This window comes from Pseudomonas sp., assembly GCF_030698175.1.
Taxonomy (GTDB): domain Bacteria; phylum Pseudomonadota; class Gammaproteobacteria; order Pseudomonadales; family Pseudomonadaceae; genus Aquipseudomonas.
In genome coordinates this window covers 100,452-118,443 of the sequence record NZ_JAUYNT010000017.1, presented here as the reverse complement: position 1 = coordinate 118,443, position 17,992 = coordinate 100,452, and the positions used below count along the sequence as shown (strand labels likewise).

Here is a 17,992-nt window from a genome sequence, read left to right as displayed (position 1 = left end):
AAGCAGTCAGCGCAAGCTGGCCTTGGTCATTCTGCTACCATGGCTTTTTGCTCACCGAGACAACCCGCCATGGCCTTTCGCCCACTGCCTGCTCGCGCGCCCGCCGCCATGTTGCGCGAGGCGAAACCGCTGAAAGCCTTATTCAGCGCCGCCCAGCGCCTGACTCAACTGCAACGTTTGCTGGAAAGCCAGCTGCAGCCCGCAGCCCGCGAATACTGCCATCTGGCGTCGTGGCGCGAAGGCTGTTTGCTGCTAATTGTCACCGACGGCAACTGGGCCACGCGCCTGCGCTATCAGCAGCGCCGCCTGCTGCGGCAATTGCAGCAACTCGACGAATTTGCCGGCCTGCAGCGAATTTTATTTAAAGTGCAACCGCCAACCACCCAAACCGGCACGCCCAATCGCAGCATCGAACTGTCCAGTTGCGCCGCCGAAAGCATCCAGACCACCGCCGAAGGCATCACCGATCCCAACTTGCGTGCGGCGCTCGAACGCCTGGCCAGCCATGGCAAAAAAACCAACGCCGAATAGCGGGGCAAGGTTTATTTTTCCGATAAAAAAAGGCCACCCGCAGGTGGCCTTAATAAGGAGATAAAGCGGGTACTGCTTACACCGCCGCAACCGGGCGCATGTAGGAGATTGGCGCGTCGTTCGCATCATCGAAAGTCACGACTTCCCAAGCATCTTGCTGGGCAATCAAACTGCGCAACAATTGATTGTTCAGGGCATGACCCGACTTGAAGCCGCGAAACTCGCCAATCAAACTGTTACCCAGCAGGTACAGATCGCCAATGGCATCGAGAATCTTGTGCTTAACGAATTCGTCCTCATAACGCAGGCCGTCTTCGTTTAGTACGCGAAACTCATCGACCACAATGGCGTTAGCCACACTGCCGCCGAGCGCCAGGTTCTGCGAACGGAGGAACTCGATGTCACGCATAAAACCAAAGGTCCGCGCCCGGCTAACTTCCTTAACAAAGGAGGTGCTGGAAAAGTCCACACTGGCCGATTGGGTGCGATTGAGAAATACCGGGTGATCAAAATCGATTTCAAAACCGACTTTAAAACCCTCAAACGGCAGGAAGGTGGCGCGTTTATCGCCATCTTCCACCGTTACTTCACGCTTGATACGAATGAACTTCTTGGCCGCTTCTTGCTCTTCCAACCCAGCTGACTGGATCAAAAACACAAAGGGACCGGCGCTGCCGTCCATGATCGGTACTTCTGACGCGGAGAGCTCGACGTAGGCGTTATCGATGCCCAGGCCTGCCATGGCCGAAAGCAAGTGCTCTACCGTGTCGACCTTAACGTCGCCTTTGACCAGCGTGGTCGAAAGCGTGGTGTCACCGACATTTTCCGCGCGGGCGGGGATTTCAACCACGGGGTCTAAATCGGTGCGACGAAACACGATACCGGTGTCAACTGGCGCAGGTTTCAGGGTCAGGTAAACCTTCTCCCCTGAGTGCAGACCGACGCCAGTCGCGCGGATGATGTTTTTCAAGGTGCGTTGTTTGATCATGGCTTGGGCCGTATGCGCGCTAATTGCGAATTGTTTTCAACGAAGGTCGGCGATGATAGCAGAACCGCCCCTCGCTGAACATCAATCGTCCCAAAGCTTGCCGTACATTTCATCAGTCAGCCTGACGCCGCAAGAAAGCCGGGATGTCCAGATAATCCAAATCATCATGGGGATTAAGCTTGGCGGCAGTTGCAGCGCTGGCGCTGGTCTGATTACGCATAACGGTTGGCCGATCCAGGTCGCGATAGTTAACCGCCGCATGCTCTTGACGCGCCGCCGAACTCGACGCAGACGATGGAACTGCATGCACGGTGTTGTCGATCACCTTGACTGGCTTCTCGATTTTCGCGCCCAAGCCGGTCGCCACCACAGTCACATGCAGCTCATCGCGCATGTCTGGGTCGATGACCGCGCCGACCTTAACGGTGGCGTGCTCGGAAGCGAAAGCTTCGATGATTTCGCCAACCGCGGCGTACTCACCCAACGACAGATCGAGGCCAGCGGTGATGTTGACCAGAATGCCGCGCGCGCCTTGCAGGTTGACGTCTTCCAGCAACGGATTGCGAATCGCCGCTTCGGTGGCTTCACGGGCGCGGTTCGGACCGCTGGCGCAGCCAGTGCCCATCATCGCCATACCCATTTCGCTCATCACGGTGCGCACGTCGGCGAAGTCGACGTTCATCAAGCCTTCACGCAGCATGATGTCGGAGATCCCGCGCACAGCGCCGGTGAGCACGTCATCGGCCTTGGCAAAAGCGGACAGCAAGCTGGCGTCTTTACCGAGAATGGTCAGCAGCTTCTCGTTGGGGATGGTGATCAGCGAGTCGACGCATTCGGACAACGCACGAATGCCTTCATCGGCAACCTGCATGCGTTTCTTGCCCTCGAAAGGGAATGGCCGCGTCACCACTGCAACGGTGAGGATGCCCATTTCTTTGGCGATTTGCGCAATGATCGGCGCCGCACCGGTACCGGTACCGCCGCCCATGCCGGTGGTGATAAACACCATGTCAGCACCTTGCAGCACATCGATGATGCGCTCGCGGTCTTCCATGGCAGCCTGGCGGCCGATCTCAGGATTAGTCCCGGCGCCCAAGCCTTTGGTGATTGCAGTACCCAACTGCAGAATGGTTTTTGCCCCAACCTTGCGCAGTGCCTGCGCATCGGTATTGGCGCAAATAAACTCAACACCCTGAATGTTGTTTTGTACCATGTGGTTCACGGCATTGCCGCCACCACCGCCCACACCGATAACTTTAATAACGGCGCTCTGCGGGACGCTGTCTACGAGTTCGAACATTCCCCTCTCCTTTTACTTTCTAGTTATATCGCCTACCACAACCACGGTGAAACTTTTAGAAATTGCCTTGGACCCAGCGTTTCAGTCTTTCCAGTATCGGTGTTTTCGGCTCATCACTAAAACTACTACCGCTAAACATCGATATACCGTCGGTCTGTTTTTGCAGGCCATACAGCAATAAACCCACGCCAGTGGAATAAATCGGATTACGCACAACGTCAGCCAATCCCTTGACACTGTGTGGAACACCCAAACGCACCGGCATGTGAAATATCTCTTCGGCCAATTCGACCGCACCTTCCATTTTTGCCGTGCCACCGGTAAGAACAATACCGGCCGGAATCAAATCCTCATAACCGCTACGACGTAATTCCGCTTGAATCAAGGTAAATAGTTCGTCGTAACGTGGTTCAACTACTTCGGCCAAGGCTTGCCGTGATAACTCACGCGGTGGGCGATCACCAACACTGGGAACCTTGATCGTTTCCCCGGCGCCGGCCAGCTTGGCCAGAGCACAAGCATACCGAATTTTAATCTCTTCCGCATACTGGGTGGGGGTGCGTAATGCCATGGCAATATCATTAGTTACCTGGTCACCGGCCACCGGAATTACCGCAGTGTGACGTATCGCACCTTCGGTAAAGATCGCGATATCAGTAGTGCCACCACCAATATCGACCAAACATACGCCTAATTCTTTTTCGTCCTCGGTCAATACCGAATACGCCGAGGCCAATTGTTCGAGAATAATGTCGTCAACTTCCAAACCGCAGCGCCGCACACACTTCTCGATATTTTGCGCAGCATTCACCGCGCAGGTTACTACATGCACTTTGGCTTCTAAGCGGACCCCGGACATGCCCAAAGGTTCACGCACGCCCTCCTGGTTATCAATTACATAATCTTGCGGCAAGGTATGCAGCACCCGCTGATCCGCCGGAATAGCAACTGCCTGTGCGGCATCCAGTACTCGCTCTAAATCCGCCTGGCTAACTTCACGATCACGGATGGCCACAATACCGTGGGAATTTAAACTGCGAATATGATTACCGGCCACCCCAACAAAGGCCGAATGAATCCGGCAGCCGGCCATTAATTGCGCTTCTTCAATGGCGCGCTGAATCGATTGCACGGTCGATTCGATATTCACCACCACGCCGCGTTTCAGGCCGCGCGAGGGATGGGTGCCAATGCCGATAATTTCCAGCTGACCATCGCTCGTCACCTCGCCCACCAGCGCCACCACTTTGGAGGTGCCGATGTCCAGGCCGACGATCATCTTGCCGCTCTGCACATTTGCCATGGTTCTTGCCTTCTCCTTAGTCACTTGGCGGCGACAACATTAGTCGCCGCACCCAGTAGCGGCTGGCGCCAGCCGACGGCAAGGCCGTTAGCGTAACGCAGGTCGATATGGGCAATATTGGCGATTTCTGGCTTTAAGGTCTTTTCATAGACGGCCACAAACCGACGCATTTTTTCCAGCAGGTGATCACGCCCCAGTAACAGCTCGATACTTTGCCCGCTGCTGTTCACACCGGTGGTCAGAAACCAACTGCCGCGCTCACGCAATTCCAGTTGCGCCACCGAGAAGCCCAGCGGCCGCAACATTTGACTGAACAATTGGTATTGCTGCATCACCGTTTGCTGGGCCCGTTGCGGCCCAAACAACTGTGGCAAGTTCTCATAATTGGCCAATTCACGCGGGGTAAAGGCCTGACCCTGGTTATTCAGCAGCGCCTCATTGCCCCAGCGGGCCACCGGCAATTGCTCTTCCAGTTGGATAGACAACTGATCCGGCCAAATCCGCCGAACTTCGGCATGGGCGATCCAGGGCATTTGCTCAAGCTCGCTGCGCATCGCGGCCAGATCCACGGTAAAAAAGCTCGCGGAGATATAAGGAGCAATGCGCTGCTGCACCGCTTGCTGGCTGATATAGCTCAACTCGCCTTGCACGCTCACCTGGCTAATCGGCCGATCGGCATAGGGCAGCACGCGCTGCGCCAGGGTGTAAGTGCCAAGCCCCAAGGCCAGCAGCAGCAGCGGCCACAACAAGCGCTTAAGCCCACTGAGATCCGCTTTGGGTCGCCGCGCTGCCAGTGGCTGTTCCGCCACCAGACGGCTGGCACCCCGCGCTGCCGGCTTGCGCAGCGGAGCACGATCGAGTTGTGGTTGCGCGTAACGCAGCGTGGCGCTGTGCATAAACTTAACCTCGACGCTCTAGACTGTCGGCCAAAATCGCCAATACCAACTGCTGAAAATCCAGACCGGCGGCGCGGGCCGCCATCGGCACCAGGCTGTGGTCGGTCATGCCCGGCACGGTATTAACCTCCAGCAACCAAAACTTGCCGCTGGCGTCTTGCATCACATCGGCGCGCGCCCAACCCTGCGTGCCCACCGCCTCACAAGCTTGGGCAGTCAGGGTTTTCAGCTCGGCTTCTTTGTCCGCCGCCAGCCCGCACGGCACCCGGTACTGGGTGTCATTGGCCAGGTACTTGGCGTCGTAATCGTAAAAGCTGTGGCTGGTGCCCAAGGCAATCGGTGGCAGCACTTGGCCACGCAGCATGGCGATGGTGAATTCCGGGCCGCTGATCCACTGCTCAACCAAGACTTGCGAGTCGTACTGGCTGGCATCGCGCCAGGCGGCGATCAACTCAGCCAAGTTGCTCACTTTGGCCATGCCGATGCTGGAGCCTTCGTGGGCCGGTTTCACAATCAACGGGAAACCCAGCTCAGCAGCCGCCGATTCACAGTCGCCAGTGCTGTTCAACGTCGCATGCAGGGGCGTCGACAAGCCCAGGCTTTGCCAAACCTGCTTGGTGCGCAGTTTGTCCATCGCCAACGCCGAGGCCAATACGCCGCTGCCGGTGTAAGGAATTTCCAGGCACTCCAGCAGCCCTTGCATGCTGCCGTCTTCACCGCCGCGACCGTGCAAGACGATAAAGGCCCGATCAATTTTCTCGCTGACCAGACGCTGTAAAAAATCCGCCCCAACGTCGATACCGAAAGCATCCACACCGCCAGCCAGCAGCGCCTCTAGCACTGCCGCACCAGACTTCAGCGAAACCTCACGCTCCGCACTTTTGCCACCAAACAGCACAGCGACCCGACCAAAAACTTTTGGGTCGAGAGTGCTGGCTTGGGCAGTAGATGGCGTCGCAACAGTCATTTCGATTCCTCAGGTTTTGTCTCAGCGCTCACGGCAAACAGCGGGTGCTTAATCAGTTGCGGGGCCAGCCCGCCAATATCGCCAGCGCCCTGACACAACAGAATGTCACCGGCGCGCAGCAAGGGTTTAACCAGCGGCGCCAGGTCGATGCCGCGTTCGATATAGATAGGGTCAAGCTGGCCGCGCTGGCGAATACTGCGGCACAGATGACGGCTGTCAGCGCCGGGAATCGGTGCTTCGCCCGCCGGATAAACTTCCATCAACAGCAACACATTGGCGTCGCCCAGGACCTGGACAAAATCTTCATACAGGTCACTGGTACGGCTATAGCGGTGCGGCTGATAAACCATCACCAGCCGGCGCTCAGGCCAACCACCACGTACGGCCTTAATCACCGCCGCCACTTCCCGTGGGTGGTGACCATAATCGTCGACCAACATCACGCTGCCACCGTCCACCGGCAATTCGCCATACACCTGAAAGCGCCGACCAACGCCTTGAAAGCCAGACAAACCCTGGGCGATGGCGGTGTCATCGACGCCCTCGTCGGTGGCAATGGCGATGGTCGCCAGGGAGTTCAAGACGTTGTGATTGCCCGGCATATTCACCGACACCGCCAGCGGCTCGCGGCCCGGACGCAGCACGGTAAAGTGGGTCTGCATGCCGGCTTGGCGAATATTGATCGCCCGCACGTCGGCGTCTTCGCTCAGGCCATAGGTAATGGTCGGGCGGGCAATCAGCGGCAGAATTTCACGCACATGGGGGTCATCGATACAGACCACCGCCAAGCCATAAAACGGCAAGTTGTGCAGAAACTCGACGAAGGTTTTCTTCAACTTGTTGAAGTCGCCGCCATAGGTGCTCATATGGTCGGCGTCGATATTGGTGACTACCGCGACCATCGGCTGCAGGTGCAAGAAGCTCGCGTCGCTTTCGTCGGCTTCGGCCACCAGATAACGGCTGGCACCCAGCTGCGCATTGGTGCCGGCCGCATTCAAGCGGCCGCCGATGACAAAAGTCGGGTCCAGGCCGCCGGCGGCAAACACCGAGGCAATCAAACTGGTGGTGGTGGTCTTGCCATGGGTACCGGCCACGGCGATGCCATGCCGATAACGCATCAGCTCGGCCAGCATCTCGGCACGTGGCACCACCGGGATACGCCGAGCGATAGCAGTCGCCACTTCCGGATTGGTGGTATTAACGGCGCTGGAGACCACTATCACGTCAGCCGTGGCGGCGTTCTCGGCGCGGTGGCCGATAAACACTTGCGCGCCGAAGGACTCCAGACGCTCAGTCACGGTTGAGGCCTTGAGGTCCGAACCGGACACCTCATAACCGAGGTTCAGCAACACCTCGGCGATGCCACACATGCCCACACCGCCGATACCGACGAAGTGAATCCGGCGAATCCGGCGCATTTCCGGCTGCGGGAAAGCTCTTTGACTCTCAACCACGGGCCACCTCCAGGCAAATATCCACCACGGTGCGAGTTGCATCGGGCTTGGCGAGGCGACGCGCAGTGCTCGCCATCTTGTTCAGTCGATCGATATGCATCAAAACCTCGGTCAAGCTCGCGGCCAAATCGGCGGCGCTGGTGGTGGCTTGCGTCATCAGCAAGGCCGCGCCCTGGTCGGCCAGATAGCCCGCATTACGTGTTTGGTGATCATCAATGGCGTGCGGTAATGGCAGCAGCAGCGCCGGCAAGCCCGCGGCGGCCAGTTCGCTAATGGTCAAGGCGCCGGCGCGGCACACCACCAAATCGGCCCAGCCATAGGCCTGCGCCATGTCACGAATAAAGGGCGCCACCTCGGCGTCGACTGCGGCGGTTTTATAACGCTCGGCGGTCAGTTGTTCGTGCTGTTTGCCACACTGGTGAAACACCTGCGGCCGCACCTGTGCATCCACCAGCGCCAAGGCGGCCGGCAATAATTTATTCAAGGGTTCGGCGCCCAAGCTGCCACCCAGCACCAGCAGATGGGCCTGACGGTTTTTCAGCGGCTTGCGTGGGGTTTCCAGAAACAGTTCTTCGCGCACCGGGTTGCCGGTGGTGCGCAACTTGGCCGTACTGGAAAAAGTATTCGGGAAGGCTTCGCAAATGCGCTGAGCAAAAGGCGCCAGGCTGCGATTGGCCGTGCCGGCCACGGCATTTTGCTCATGGATAATCAGCGGCACACCGGCCAGCCTGGCCGCCAGCCCACCGGGGCCGGTGACATAGCCGCCCATGCCAAGCACACACACCGGCTGCAATTCACGGATCAATTTGCGCGCTTGCAACAAGGCCTTGAGCAGCCCGAACGGCGCCTTGAGCAGGGACAAAACGCCTTTGCCGCGCAAACCTGCGACATTGATCAGGTGCAGCGGTAAGCCGGCCGCGGGCACCAGTTCGTTCTCGATCCCGCGTGGGGTGCCCAGCCAATGCACGGAGTAACCGCGCGCCTGAAACTCGCGGGCACAGGCCAGCGCCGGGAATACATGACCACCGGTGCCGCCAGCCATAATCAGTACATTAGCGGCCATGGTTAAGCTCCTCGTCGGCAAAGTCCGACTCTTGAAACTCGACTTCGGCGCTGTCCAACTGAGTGCGACTCTCCCATTCGATGCGCAGCAGCAAGCCCAGCATCACGCAGCAGATCACCAGGGAGCTGCCGCCGTAGCTGAGAAACGGCAAGGTCAGCCCCTTGGTCGGCAGCAAGCCGGCGTTCACGCCAATATTGATCAGAATCTGACCAATCCACATGATCGCCAAGCCGTAAGCCACGTAAGCGGCGAAAAACTGCTTGGCCTTCTCGGCCCACAGACCGATGTACATCGCCCGCACGCTGACAAACACAAAGAGCGCCACGGTCAGCAAGGAGCCCACCAGGCCCAGCTCTTCGGCCAGCACGCTGAACACAAAATCGGTATGCGCTTCAGGCAGGTAAAACTGCTTCTGAATACTGTTGCCCAAACCAACCCCCAGCCATTCGCCACGACCGAAGGCGATTAACGCCTGGCTCAATTGATAACCGGCGCCGTATTGGTCGGCCCAGGGGTCGATAAAGTTAGTCAGCCGCTGCATCCGATAGGACTGATTGGTCATCACCGCCACACCGGCGGCCAATACCACGGCGACCAATGGGATAAAGCGCAGCAGGTTCACCCCGGCGAGAAACAGCATGGCAATCGAGGCACCGACCAACACTACAGTGGCGCCAAAGTCCGGTTCGGCCAGTAACAGGGCGGCCATCGGGCCGATCACCATCATCAGCTTGATAAAACCCATCAGGGTTTCACGCACCTCGTTTTGCCGACGCACCAGGAAGCCGGCCAGGAAAATCACCGTAAATAACTTGGCCAGCTCCGATGGCTGCACGTTGAAGATGCCAAAGCCAATCCAGCGCGAGGCACCGTTAACCTCACGGCCAATGCCCGGAATCAACACCAACACCAGCAGCACAAAGGCCGCAATCAACAGGCGGGCGCCGTTGCGCTGCCACATGCTCATGGGCACCAGCATGGTCAGCAGGCCAGCAGTCAGACCGATGACCAGATAAAACAGGTGGCGGATCATGTGATAGAGGGTGTTGCCCGACAACGCCGCGGCCACTTCCGAGGAGGCCGAGGTAATCATCACCAGGCCCAAGCCCAGCAAGCCCAAGCAGCCGGCCAGCATCGGGAAATCGACGTCGATACCGCGCCCGCCATGCAAGGGCGAGGGCAGGCTGAGCAACCTAGCCAACATCAGTTCAGCCCCTGCACGGCAGCGGCAAATAACTGACCGCGCTGCTCGTAGTTTTTAAACATATCCAGGCTGGCACAGGCCGGCGACAGCAGCACGGCATCGCCGGCTTGCGCCAACTCAGCGGCGCGCAGCACCGCCTCCTCCAGAGTTTTAACCCGCAGCAGTGGCACGCTGTCGCCAAGGGCGCTGGCCAGTAACTCGGCATCGCGACCCAACAAGATCACCGCGCGACAATGTGCCGCCACCGGGCCGCGCAAGGCCGAGAAGTCCGCACCCTTGCCATCGCCACCGGCGACCAACAGCAATTTGCCGTCTATGTCGGCGCCTAAACCTTCGATGGCCGCCAGTGCCGCGCCGACGTTGGTGGCTTTCGAGTCGTCGTAATAGTTAACCCCGCGCAATTCACGCAGCCACTGGCAGCGATGCTCAAGACCGGTGAATTCCCGCAGAGCCGCCAGCATCGGCTCGAACGGCAGGCCAGCCGCATGGCCCAAAGCCAGGGCCGCCAAGGCGTTAGCCTGGTTATGGGCGCCACGCATTTTCAATTCGCGCACGTTCATAAGCTTGTCGAATTGATAGGCCAGGTACTTCTCGCCATCCTCGACCAGCAAACCAAAAGTCTTAAAGTCGGGCTTGTTCAAACCGAAAGTCGAGCAGCTCACGCCTTCATTCAACAGTGGCCGCGACAGCGCATCCTGGCGATTGATCACCACATGCTTGGCGCCGCGAAAGATCCGGTGCTTGGCCTGGTGATAGGCCGGCAAGCCGCTGTAGCGATCCATATGGTCTTCGCTGACGTTCAGCACCGTGGCCACGGCAGCGTTTAATTGCTCGGTGGTCTCCAGCTGAAAGCTCGACAACTCCAGCACGTACAGCTCAACTTCATCGGCCAACAATTCCAGCGCCGGGGTGCCCAGATTGCCGCCGACCGCCACGCGCTTGCCGGCCGCCAACGCCATGTCGCCGACCAAGGTGGTCACGGTGCTCTTGGCGTTGGAGCCGGTGATGGCAATGATCGGTGCCTTGGCGTAACGGGCGAACAACTCGATATCGCCGGACATCTTCACCCCGCGCGCCGCCGCTTGCTGCAGCGCCGGTGTGGCGAGCGCCATACCAGGGCTGACCAGCAACTCGCAGGCGCGGCAGAGAAACTCCACATCCAGCTCGCCACAACGCACTTCCACCTGCGGGAATTGCTCGCGCAGCGTCGCCAACTCCGGTGGATTGGCGCGGCTATCGACCACCGCAAAGGGCAAGCCCTGGCGCGCTAAAAAGCGCACCAGCGACAAGCCGCTCTTGCCGAGGCCGACAACGATGCGAAATTGATCTGAAGCAATCAGGCTCATGATCTTCTCGGTACCTTTAACGCAGTTTCAAGGTGGCTAGGCCGATCAGCACCAAAATCACGGTGATGATCCAGAAGCGCACTATCACGCGCGGCTCGGGCCAACCTTTAAGTTCGAAGTGGTGATGAATAGGTGCCATGCGAAACACCCGCTTGCCGGTCAGCTTGAAGGAGGCGACCTGAATCACCACCGACAGGGTTTCCATCACAAACACGCCGCCCATGATGAACAGCACGATTTCTTGCCGAACGATCACGGCGATGGTGCCCAGCGCCGCACCCAGCGCCAGCGCGCCGACGTCGCCCATAAACACTTGCGCCGGATAGGTGTTGAACCACAAGAAACCCAGCCCGGCACCGACCATGGCGGCGCAGAACACGATCAACTCGCCGCAGCCCGGCACATAGGGAATAAACAGGTATTCGGCAAATTTGACGTTGCCCGACAGGTAGCAAAAGATTCCCAGCGCGCCGCCAACCATCACGGTGGGCATGATCGCCAGGCCATCCAGACCATCGGTGAGGTTGACCGCGTTGCTGGTGCCGACTATGACGAAGTAGCTGAGCACCACGAAGCCGATACCCAGCGGGATGCTGATGCTTTTAAACATCGGCACTATCAGAGTGGTTTCCACTGGGCTCTGGGCGCTGACAAACAAGAACACCGCGGCGCCCAGGCCAAACACCGATTGCCAGAAATACTTCCAGCGGCTTGGCAGACCTTTGGAGTTTTTCTCGATCACCTTGCGATAGTCATCGACCCAGCCGATGCCGCCGAACAGCAGGGTGACAATCAGCACCACCCACACGTAGCGGTTAGTCAGGTCGGCCCAGAGCAGGGTGCTGATGGTGATGGCCGAGAGAATCAGCGCGCCGCCCATGGTGGGCGTGCCGGATTTGGACAGGTGCGACTGCGGACCATCATTGCGCACCGACTGGCCGATCTGGCGGTTCTGCAGGGTGCGAATCATCCACGGCCCCAGCCACAGCGACAGCGTCAGTGCGGTGAGCACGCCCAAAATGCCGCGCAGCGTCAGGTACTGAAAGACTCCGAAGCCCTTGTAGAACTGTTGCAGATACTCCGCGAGCAGCAGCAGCATTAGTGACTCTCCCAAATCTGGCCGGACGATGTTGCAACCAGCGCCGCGACGATGTTTTCCATCGCCGCGCTGCGCGAACCCTTGATTAAAATGCTGGTATTAGCGCCCTGCTCGCTCGCCAGTGCGGCGATCAAACTGGCTTGCTCGGCAAAGTGCTGGGCGCCGGCGCCAAAGGCCGCCACGGCATGGGCCATCTGCGGGCCAACGGCGTACAGCGCGTCGACCTTGCCAGCGGCATAGGCACCCACGTCACGATGACCTTGCTCGGCCCAGTCGCCCAACTCGCCCATGTCGCCCAACACCAAAATACGCCGGCCGCTGAAGCCACTGAGCAGATCGGTGGCGGCATTGATCGAGGCTGGGTTGGCGTTGTAACTGTCATCGATCAGCCGCACACCACTGGCCAACACTTGCGCCACGGTACGACCCTTGACCGGTTGTAACGTTTGCAGGCCCTGCACAATTTGCCCAAGCGAGACGCCCAAGGCATGCGCAGCAGCCGCCGCCGCCAAGGCATTACTGACGTTGTGCTGGCCGAGAAGATTCAGTTGCACCCGCGCACTGCCGGCGGCGCACTGCAGGTTAAAGGCCGGGCAACCACGCGCATCGACGCACAGATCAACCGCAAAGAAATCGGCGGCTGGATTGTTCAGCGCAAAACTCAGCACCTGGCGACCGCGGGCGCGCCGCTGCCAGATGGCGAAAGCTGGGTCATCAAGATTGAGAATCGCCGTGCCGTCGGCCGGCAACCCTTCGAGGATCTCGCCCTTGGCCAGCACGATTTTCTCCGGCCCGCCGAACTCACCCACATGGGCGGTGCCGGCGTTGGTGATGATCGCCACCTGGGGCTGAGTCAGGCTGACGGTGTAGCCGATTTCACCCTCGCGCGAGGCGCCCAACTCGATCACGGCGGCGCTGTGTTCGGCCGACAATTCGAGCAGCGTCAGCGGCGCACCGAGGTCATTATTCAGGTTGCCGCGCGTGGCCAAAACCGGACCCGCGACGCGCAGAATGCTGGCCAGCAACTCTTTGACCGTGGTCTTGCCGCTGGAGCCGGTGACTGCGGCCAGCGGGCCTAGGTAAGCCTGACGATTAAGCCCGCCGAGCCGCCCCAAGGCTACCCGTGTATCGGCCACCAGCAGTTGCGGCAGGTCCACCCCGACCACTTCGCGTTCAACCAGGGCCGCGACTGCGCCTTTACAGGCAACCTCGGCCAGGTAGTTATGGCCATCGAAGTTTGGCCCACTTAACGCGACAAATAACTGCCCGGCAGCCACGCTGCGGCTATCGATAGACACCTCATTAAAAGTTGCATCCGCGCCCAGCAAACGGGCATGCAGCGGCTGCAGCAATTCACTGAGCTGCAAGGGTTTAAGCATGGGCGACGCTCCAGGCGAGCAAAGCCTGCTCGGCTTCGTGCAAATCGGAGAAGGGCTGGCGCACGCCGTTAATTTCCTGATAATCCTCATGGCCCTTGCCGGCCAGCAGCACCACGTCACCGACTTGGGCACTGGCGATCAACTGGGCGATAGCTGCGCCGCGACCGTGCTGCAAGCTGACCTTGCCGGCATCGGTAAAACCGCTGCGAATGTCGGCGAAGATTTGCTCAGGGGCTTCGGTGCGCGGATTGTCATCGGTGACCAACACCCGGTCGGCCCGCTGCTCAGCCACAGCGGCCATCAACGCGCGCTTGCCACGGTCGCGGTCACCGCCACAGCCAAACAGGCAGAGCAACTGACCATCGGCATGCTGGCGTAGCGCCTCAAGAACTTTATCCAGAGCATCCGGGGTGTGGGCGTAATCGACCACCACCAAGGGTTGCGTGCCGCCGCCAAGGCGCTGCATGCGGCCGAGCGGACCTTGCAACTGGGGCATCACGCCAAGAATTTCATCCAGCGGGTAATCCAGCGCCAACAAGGCACCGACCACCGCAAGCAAGTTACTCAGATTGAAACGGCCCAGCAGCGCGCTGCACAGGCGGCCTTCGCCTTGCGGCGTGACTATGTCGGCACGTACGCCATTGTCGTCAAAGTCGGCGCTGCGGCAGTACAGATAGGCCGTCGAGTCGTCCAGGCTGTAGCTGATCAGTCGCGATTCGCTCGGCAGCGCGGCCAGCTCGCGGCCAAAATCGTCATCCACATTCAACACCCGGCAACGCAGACCAGGCCTTGCAAACAGCGCGGCTTTTACCGCGCCATAGGCGGCCATGCTGCCGTGATAATCGAGGTGATCGCGCGACAAATTGGTAAACACCGCTACCGAAAAAGCCAAGGCGGCGACCCGGCCCTGATCCAGACCGTGGGAAGACACTTCCATCGCCACGGCCTTGGCGCCGGCCTGCTTGAGGTTGGCCAACACCGCTTGCACGCCAATCGGATCGGGGGTGGTGTGCTGCCCCTGCACCAGCTCATTGTGAAAGCCACTGCCCAGGGTGCCGACTATGCCGCAACGCTCACCGAGCAAATCCAGGGCCTGCGCCAGCAACTGGCTGACACTGGTTTTGCCGTTGGTGCCGGTTACGCCGATCAAGCGCAAGGCGCGGCTCGGCTCGCCGTAAAAACGCCCGGCGATGGCCGACAGCTGACCGGCTAAGCCTTTCATGGCGATCAAAGCGGCGGCGCTGTCGCGCATCAGCGGCGCGCCTTCGGCCTCATAGGCCACGGCTGCGGCGCCTCGGGCAATCGCATCGGCGATATGCAGACGGCCATCTTGGGCGGTGCCCGGCACGGCTAAAAACAAATCCCCGGGTAATACCTTGCGGCTGTCCAGGGTCAATTCACGAATCAGTACCGAGCTGCCGGCTTCTGGCAGCAGTTGGTTGAGTGGCATAGGCATTAAATTCGCCCTCCTTTGCTATCGAGTGGTACCACAGCCTGTGGCAACGTAGGGGGCAGGTTGTCTGGGGCAATATTCATCAGCCGCAACGCGCCGGCCATGACCTTGCCAAACACCGGCGCCGAAATCAGGCCGCCGTAATAAGCCCCGGTGCTGGGCTCATCAATGACCACCAACAAGGCAATGCGCGGGTTATTGACCGGCGCAAAACCGGCAAACAATGAGCGGTAAGCATTCTCGGTATAACCCTTGGTGCCGGCGGCGTTTTTACGCGCCGTGCCGCTTTTGCCGGCGACGTGATACGCCGGCACCTGGGCGCGGAACACCCCACCGGGCGCCTCTACAACTTGCTGCAACATGCCTTGCAAGGTTTTCGCGATATCCTGCGGAATCACTTGGGTGCCGGCATCCCGAGCGCCATCGGCACGGGTCATGGTCAGCGGCACACTGCGGCCATCGTTGGCCAACGTGGCATAGGCATGGGCCAGCTGAATGGCGGTGACCGACAGGCCATAGCCATAGGCCAGGGTGGCGGTTTCGGCTTTCGGCCAGATGCGATGGTTGGGCAGATTGCCGACGCGCTCACCGGGGAAGCCCAGGCCGGTGTCCTGGCCCAAGCCCACTTGTTGCATCACGGCGTAGATCGACTCGGCGCCAATATCGAAGGCGATCTTGCTGATCCCGATGTTGCTGGACTTAATCAGAATTTCCGTCAGATTGAGATTCCCGCCGGTTCTGGAGACATCACGAATGGTGTACTTGCCGATTTGCAAGGTGCCCCCGGAAACATCCACCCGGTCTTCCGGCTTCCAGCGACCACTTTGCAAGGCCGCGCTCATGGAGAAGGGTTTAACGGTTGAGCCGGGCTCAAACACATCGATCATGGCGCGATTACGCAGCGCCGCGGGCTGGCGATTACGCCGATTATTCGGGTTATAGGTGGGGTGATTGACCATCGCCAAGACTTCACCGCTTTGCACGTCGAGCATTACCAAACTGCCGGCCTTGGCACCAAACTCGGCCAGGGCATTGCGCAGTTCACGGTGCGCCAGATATTGCAGACGCAGGTCGATCGACAACGCCAAAGCCTGGCCGGCTTTGGCGTTCTGGGTGACTTGCACGTCTTTAATCAAGCGACCACGGCGGTCCTTTAACACCTGCCGTTTGCCCGGCACGCCGGCCAGCCACTCTTCAAACGCCAGCTCGACGCCTTCACGGCCCTTGTCATCGACATCGGTAAAGCCGACCACGTGGGCGGTCACCTCACCGGCGGGATAAAAACGCCGAAACTCTTCGATGGCGTAAACACCCGGCACTTTAAGGTCAATTATCGCCTGGCCTTGCTCGGGGGTTAAGCCGCGCACCAGGTACATAAACTCACGCCCGGCGTTTTGCTCAAGACGCTGGGCGAAGGCTTTCGGTTCCTGGCCCAAGGCGACCGCCAACGTCGGCCATTGTGCCCGGCCGGCTTGCAGTTCTTTACCGTTGGCCCACAACGTGGTGACCGGAGTGCTGACCGCCAGCGGCTCGCCATTACGATCGGTAATCAGCCCACGGTGCGCCGGAATAGGAATGTGCCGCATGCTGCGGGCATCGCCCTGACCTTGCAGAAAGTCATGATCGACCACTTGCAGGTCGATAATCCGCCAGACAATCGCGGCGGTCATCAGCGCCAGCAAGGCCAGCACCAGCCGAAAGCGCCACGGATAGAGCGCGCCTTCGAGCTGCATCATGGCGTAACCATCCGCACTTGCGCGGCATCAGAAAGCTGCATCATGGCGCGACCATCCGCACTTGCGCCGCATCTGGAATAAGCATTTTCAGCTGTTCGGTGGCTAGCGTCTCGATGCGGTTATGGGCCGTCCAGGTGCTTTGCTCGAGGATCAGCCGGCCCCATTCGGCCTGGGCTTTGTCGCGCACGCTCAATTCGGCATACAGGCCATTAAGCAGCTGACGATTCCAGTGAGCGGTGTAGGACACGCCGACCGCCGACACCAGCACGGCCACAAACAACAACAGCATGGCAAAGCTGCCGGTTGGCAAAGGTTTGCCGTAAAGGCGACTCAACGCAGCTTCTCCGCCACACGCAATACCGCACTGCGCGAGCGCGGGTTGGCCTTAACTTCGGCATCGGAGGCAAACTGTGGCTTGCCGAGCAACTTCAAGCGCGGATCAAAGGGCACCACCCGCACGGGCAGATCGCGCGGCAAGTTGTCCGCCTCGCCCTTCACATGGCGACGCATAAACTGTTTAACGATGCGGTCTTCCAGCGAGTGAAAGCTGATCACCGCCAAGCGGCCGCCAATCTCCAGCGCATCCATGGCCGCATCCAGACCACGCTCGAGGTCGCCCAACTCGTTGTTAATTTGAATGCGCAAGCCCTGGAACGCACGGGTTGCCGGGTTTTTGCCTTTTTCCCAGGCCGGATTGGCCACGGTCAAGACATTGGCCAGATCCGCAGTGCGCTCAAACGGCTGCTCGACGCGGCGCAACACCACCGCCCGCGCCATGCGCTTGGCAAAACGTTCCTCGCCATATTCTTTAAATGCCCGGGCGATTTCTTCCTCGGGGGCGCTGGCGATCCAGGCGGCGGCACTGACGCCACGACTGGGGTCCATACGCATGTCCAGCGGACCGTCATGCATAAAGCTGAAGCCGCGCTCGGGGTCATCCAGCTGCGGCGAAGACACGCCCAAATCGAGCAGCACACCGCTGACCTTGCCGGCCAGACCGCGCACCGCCAGCTCATCACCCAGCTCGGCAAAACTGCGCTGCACAATGACAAAGCGGCCATCTTCGGCCGCCAGTGTTTGCCCAGTAGCAATCGCCAACGGATCTTTATCAAAACCCAGCAACCGGCCACCCTCGCCCAACTGCTGCAAAATCAGCCGACTATGGCCGCCACGCCCGAAAGTACCGTCCAGATAGCAGCCGTCGCTGCGCACTGCGAGAGCCGTAACGGCCTCATCCAGCAGTACGGTTATGTGGGCCAAGCCAGAAGTCATA

General features: G+C 59.7%; 16 protein-coding genes. 1 reads left to right on the top strand and 15 read right to left on the bottom strand.

From position 1 onward, the window contains the following. The first annotated feature begins 69 nt into the window (after nucleotides 1-69). On the top strand, nucleotides 70-531 hold the full coding sequence (locus Q8R10_RS08370; protein WP_305652784.1) for a DciA family protein: 462 nt from the start codon (nucleotides 70-72) through the stop codon (nucleotides 529-531). A gap of 76 nt (nucleotides 532-607) precedes the next feature. Here Q8R10_RS08370 and lpxC read toward each other — a convergent pair whose 3' ends face one another. The 15 genes from lpxC to rsmH all read right to left on the bottom strand — a co-directional run bounded on the left by lpxC (nucleotide 608) and on the right by rsmH (nucleotide 17,991). Further along, nucleotides 608-1,519 carry a UDP-3-O-acyl-N-acetylglucosamine deacetylase gene (gene lpxC / locus Q8R10_RS08365; RefSeq protein WP_305652782.1) on the bottom strand — a complete coding sequence of 304 codons (912 nt, stop codon included), beginning with the start codon at nucleotides 1,517-1,519 and terminating at the stop codon, nucleotides 608-610. A gap of 112 nt (nucleotides 1,520-1,631) precedes the next feature. Further along, complete coding sequence (gene ftsZ, locus Q8R10_RS08360; RefSeq protein ID WP_305652780.1) at nucleotides 1,632-2,819, bottom strand: cell division protein FtsZ; 1,188 nt, start codon at nucleotides 2,817-2,819, stop codon at nucleotides 1,632-1,634. 55 nt (nucleotides 2,820-2,874) lie between these two features. Further along, nucleotides 2,875-4,122 carry a cell division protein FtsA gene (ftsA, locus tag Q8R10_RS08355; protein ID WP_305652779.1) on the bottom strand — a complete coding sequence of 416 codons (1,248 nt, stop codon included), beginning with the start codon at nucleotides 4,120-4,122 and terminating at the stop codon, nucleotides 2,875-2,877. A 20-nt stretch (nucleotides 4,123-4,142) separates the two neighbouring features. Further along, a complete protein-coding gene (locus Q8R10_RS08350) occupies nucleotides 4,143-5,018 on the bottom strand; it encodes a cell division protein FtsQ/DivIB (RefSeq protein ID WP_305652777.1) in 876 nt (291 codons plus the stop codon). 4 nt (nucleotides 5,019-5,022) lie between these two features. After that, nucleotides 5,023-5,985: a D-alanine--D-alanine ligase gene (locus tag Q8R10_RS08345; RefSeq protein ID WP_305652775.1), complete on the bottom strand. Its 963-nt coding sequence runs from the start codon at nucleotides 5,983-5,985 to the stop codon at nucleotides 5,023-5,025. After that, the gene (gene murC, locus Q8R10_RS08340; protein ID WP_305652974.1) at nucleotides 5,982-7,403 is read right to left on the bottom strand and encodes a UDP-N-acetylmuramate--L-alanine ligase; all 1,422 of its coding nucleotides are present in this window, start codon (nucleotides 7,401-7,403) and stop codon (nucleotides 5,982-5,984) included. Before murC ends, Q8R10_RS08345 begins: the two co-directional genes overlap by 4 nt. Before the next feature lie 28 nt (nucleotides 7,404-7,431). Continuing rightward, the gene (gene murG, locus Q8R10_RS08335; RefSeq protein ID WP_305652773.1) at nucleotides 7,432-8,502 is read right to left on the bottom strand and encodes an undecaprenyldiphospho-muramoylpentapeptide beta-N-acetylglucosaminyltransferase; all 1,071 of its coding nucleotides are present in this window, start codon (nucleotides 8,500-8,502) and stop codon (nucleotides 7,432-7,434) included. Next, on the bottom strand, nucleotides 8,492-9,706 hold the full coding sequence (gene ftsW, locus Q8R10_RS08330) for a putative lipid II flippase FtsW (RefSeq protein ID WP_305652771.1): 1,215 nt from the start codon (nucleotides 9,704-9,706) through the stop codon (nucleotides 8,492-8,494). Before ftsW ends, murG begins: the two co-directional genes overlap by 11 nt. Next, nucleotides 9,706-11,052, bottom strand: a complete 1,347-nt coding sequence (gene murD, locus Q8R10_RS08325) for a UDP-N-acetylmuramoyl-L-alanine--D-glutamate ligase (protein ID WP_305652770.1) — start codon at nucleotides 11,050-11,052, stop codon at nucleotides 9,706-9,708. The genes ftsW and murD overlap by 1 nt, the downstream gene beginning before the upstream one ends. Nucleotides 11,053-11,068: 16 nt before the next feature. Continuing rightward, nucleotides 11,069-12,151: a phospho-N-acetylmuramoyl-pentapeptide-transferase gene (gene mraY / locus Q8R10_RS08320; protein WP_305652768.1), complete on the bottom strand. Its 1,083-nt coding sequence runs from the start codon at nucleotides 12,149-12,151 to the stop codon at nucleotides 11,069-11,071. Continuing rightward, entirely contained in the window at nucleotides 12,151-13,530 is a 1,380-nt protein-coding gene (gene murF, locus Q8R10_RS08315) for a UDP-N-acetylmuramoyl-tripeptide--D-alanyl-D-alanine ligase (protein ID WP_305652766.1), read from the bottom strand. Before murF ends, mraY begins: the two co-directional genes overlap by 1 nt. Continuing rightward, nucleotides 13,523-14,986 carry a UDP-N-acetylmuramoyl-L-alanyl-D-glutamate--2,6-diaminopimelate ligase gene (locus Q8R10_RS08310; RefSeq protein WP_305652764.1) on the bottom strand — a complete coding sequence of 488 codons (1,464 nt, stop codon included), beginning with the start codon at nucleotides 14,984-14,986 and terminating at the stop codon, nucleotides 13,523-13,525. Before Q8R10_RS08310 ends, murF begins: the two co-directional genes overlap by 8 nt. Beyond that, on the bottom strand, nucleotides 14,986-16,719 hold the full coding sequence (locus tag Q8R10_RS08305) for a penicillin-binding protein 2 (protein ID WP_305652762.1): 1,734 nt from the start codon (nucleotides 16,717-16,719) through the stop codon (nucleotides 14,986-14,988). The genes Q8R10_RS08310 and Q8R10_RS08305 overlap by 1 nt, the downstream gene beginning before the upstream one ends. Nucleotides 16,720-16,759: 40 nt before the next feature. After that, the gene (ftsL, locus tag Q8R10_RS08300; RefSeq protein ID WP_305652760.1) at nucleotides 16,760-17,053 is read right to left on the bottom strand and encodes a cell division protein FtsL; all 294 of its coding nucleotides are present in this window, start codon (nucleotides 17,051-17,053) and stop codon (nucleotides 16,760-16,762) included. Beyond that, complete coding sequence (gene rsmH, locus Q8R10_RS08295; RefSeq protein ID WP_305652972.1) at nucleotides 17,050-17,991, bottom strand: 16S rRNA (cytosine(1402)-N(4))-methyltransferase RsmH; 942 nt, start codon at nucleotides 17,989-17,991, stop codon at nucleotides 17,050-17,052. The genes ftsL and rsmH overlap by 4 nt, the downstream gene beginning before the upstream one ends. Nucleotide 17,992 lies beyond the last annotated feature (1 nt).

Coding starts and splice junctions, on each gene's coding strand:
- murG (WP_305652773.1), bottom strand. CDS start 8,502: ATGGCCGCTAATGTACTGATTATGGCTGGCGGCACCGGTGGTCATGTA.
- ftsA (WP_305652779.1), bottom strand. CDS start 4,122: ATGGCAAATGTGCAGAGCGGCAAGATGATCGTCGGCCTGGACATCGGC.
- Q8R10_RS08350 (WP_305652777.1), bottom strand. CDS start 5,018: ATGCACAGCGCCACGCTGCGTTACGCGCAACCACAACTCGATCGTGCT.
- Q8R10_RS08305 (WP_305652762.1), bottom strand. CDS start 16,719: ATGATGCAGCTCGAAGGCGCGCTCTATCCGTGGCGCTTTCGGCTGGTG.
- murC (WP_305652974.1), bottom strand. CDS start 7,403: ATGCGCCGGATTCGCCGGATTCACTTCGTCGGTATCGGCGGTGTGGGC.
- Q8R10_RS08345 (WP_305652775.1), bottom strand. CDS start 5,985: ATGACTGTTGCGACGCCATCTACTGCCCAAGCCAGCACTCTCGACCCA.
- ftsZ (WP_305652780.1), bottom strand. CDS start 2,819: ATGTTCGAACTCGTAGACAGCGTCCCGCAGAGCGCCGTTATTAAAGTT.
- Q8R10_RS08310 (WP_305652764.1), bottom strand. CDS start 14,986: ATGCCTATGCCACTCAACCAACTGCTGCCAGAAGCCGGCAGCTCGGTA.
- Q8R10_RS08370 (WP_305652784.1), top strand. CDS start 70: ATGGCCTTTCGCCCACTGCCTGCTCGCGCGCCCGCCGCCATGTTGCGC.
- lpxC (WP_305652782.1), bottom strand. CDS start 1,519: ATGATCAAACAACGCACCTTGAAAAACATCATCCGCGCGACTGGCGTC.
- murF (WP_305652766.1), bottom strand. CDS start 13,530: ATGCTTAAACCCTTGCAGCTCAGTGAATTGCTGCAGCCGCTGCATGCC.
- rsmH (WP_305652972.1), bottom strand. CDS start 17,991: ATGACTTCTGGCTTGGCCCACATAACCGTACTGCTGGATGAGGCCGTT.
- mraY (WP_305652768.1), bottom strand. CDS start 12,151: ATGCTGCTGCTGCTCGCGGAGTATCTGCAACAGTTCTACAAGGGCTTC.
- ftsW (WP_305652771.1), bottom strand. CDS start 9,706: ATGTTGGCTAGGTTGCTCAGCCTGCCCTCGCCCTTGCATGGCGGGCGC.
- murD (WP_305652770.1), bottom strand. CDS start 11,052: ATGAGCCTGATTGCTTCAGATCAATTTCGCATCGTTGTCGGCCTCGGC.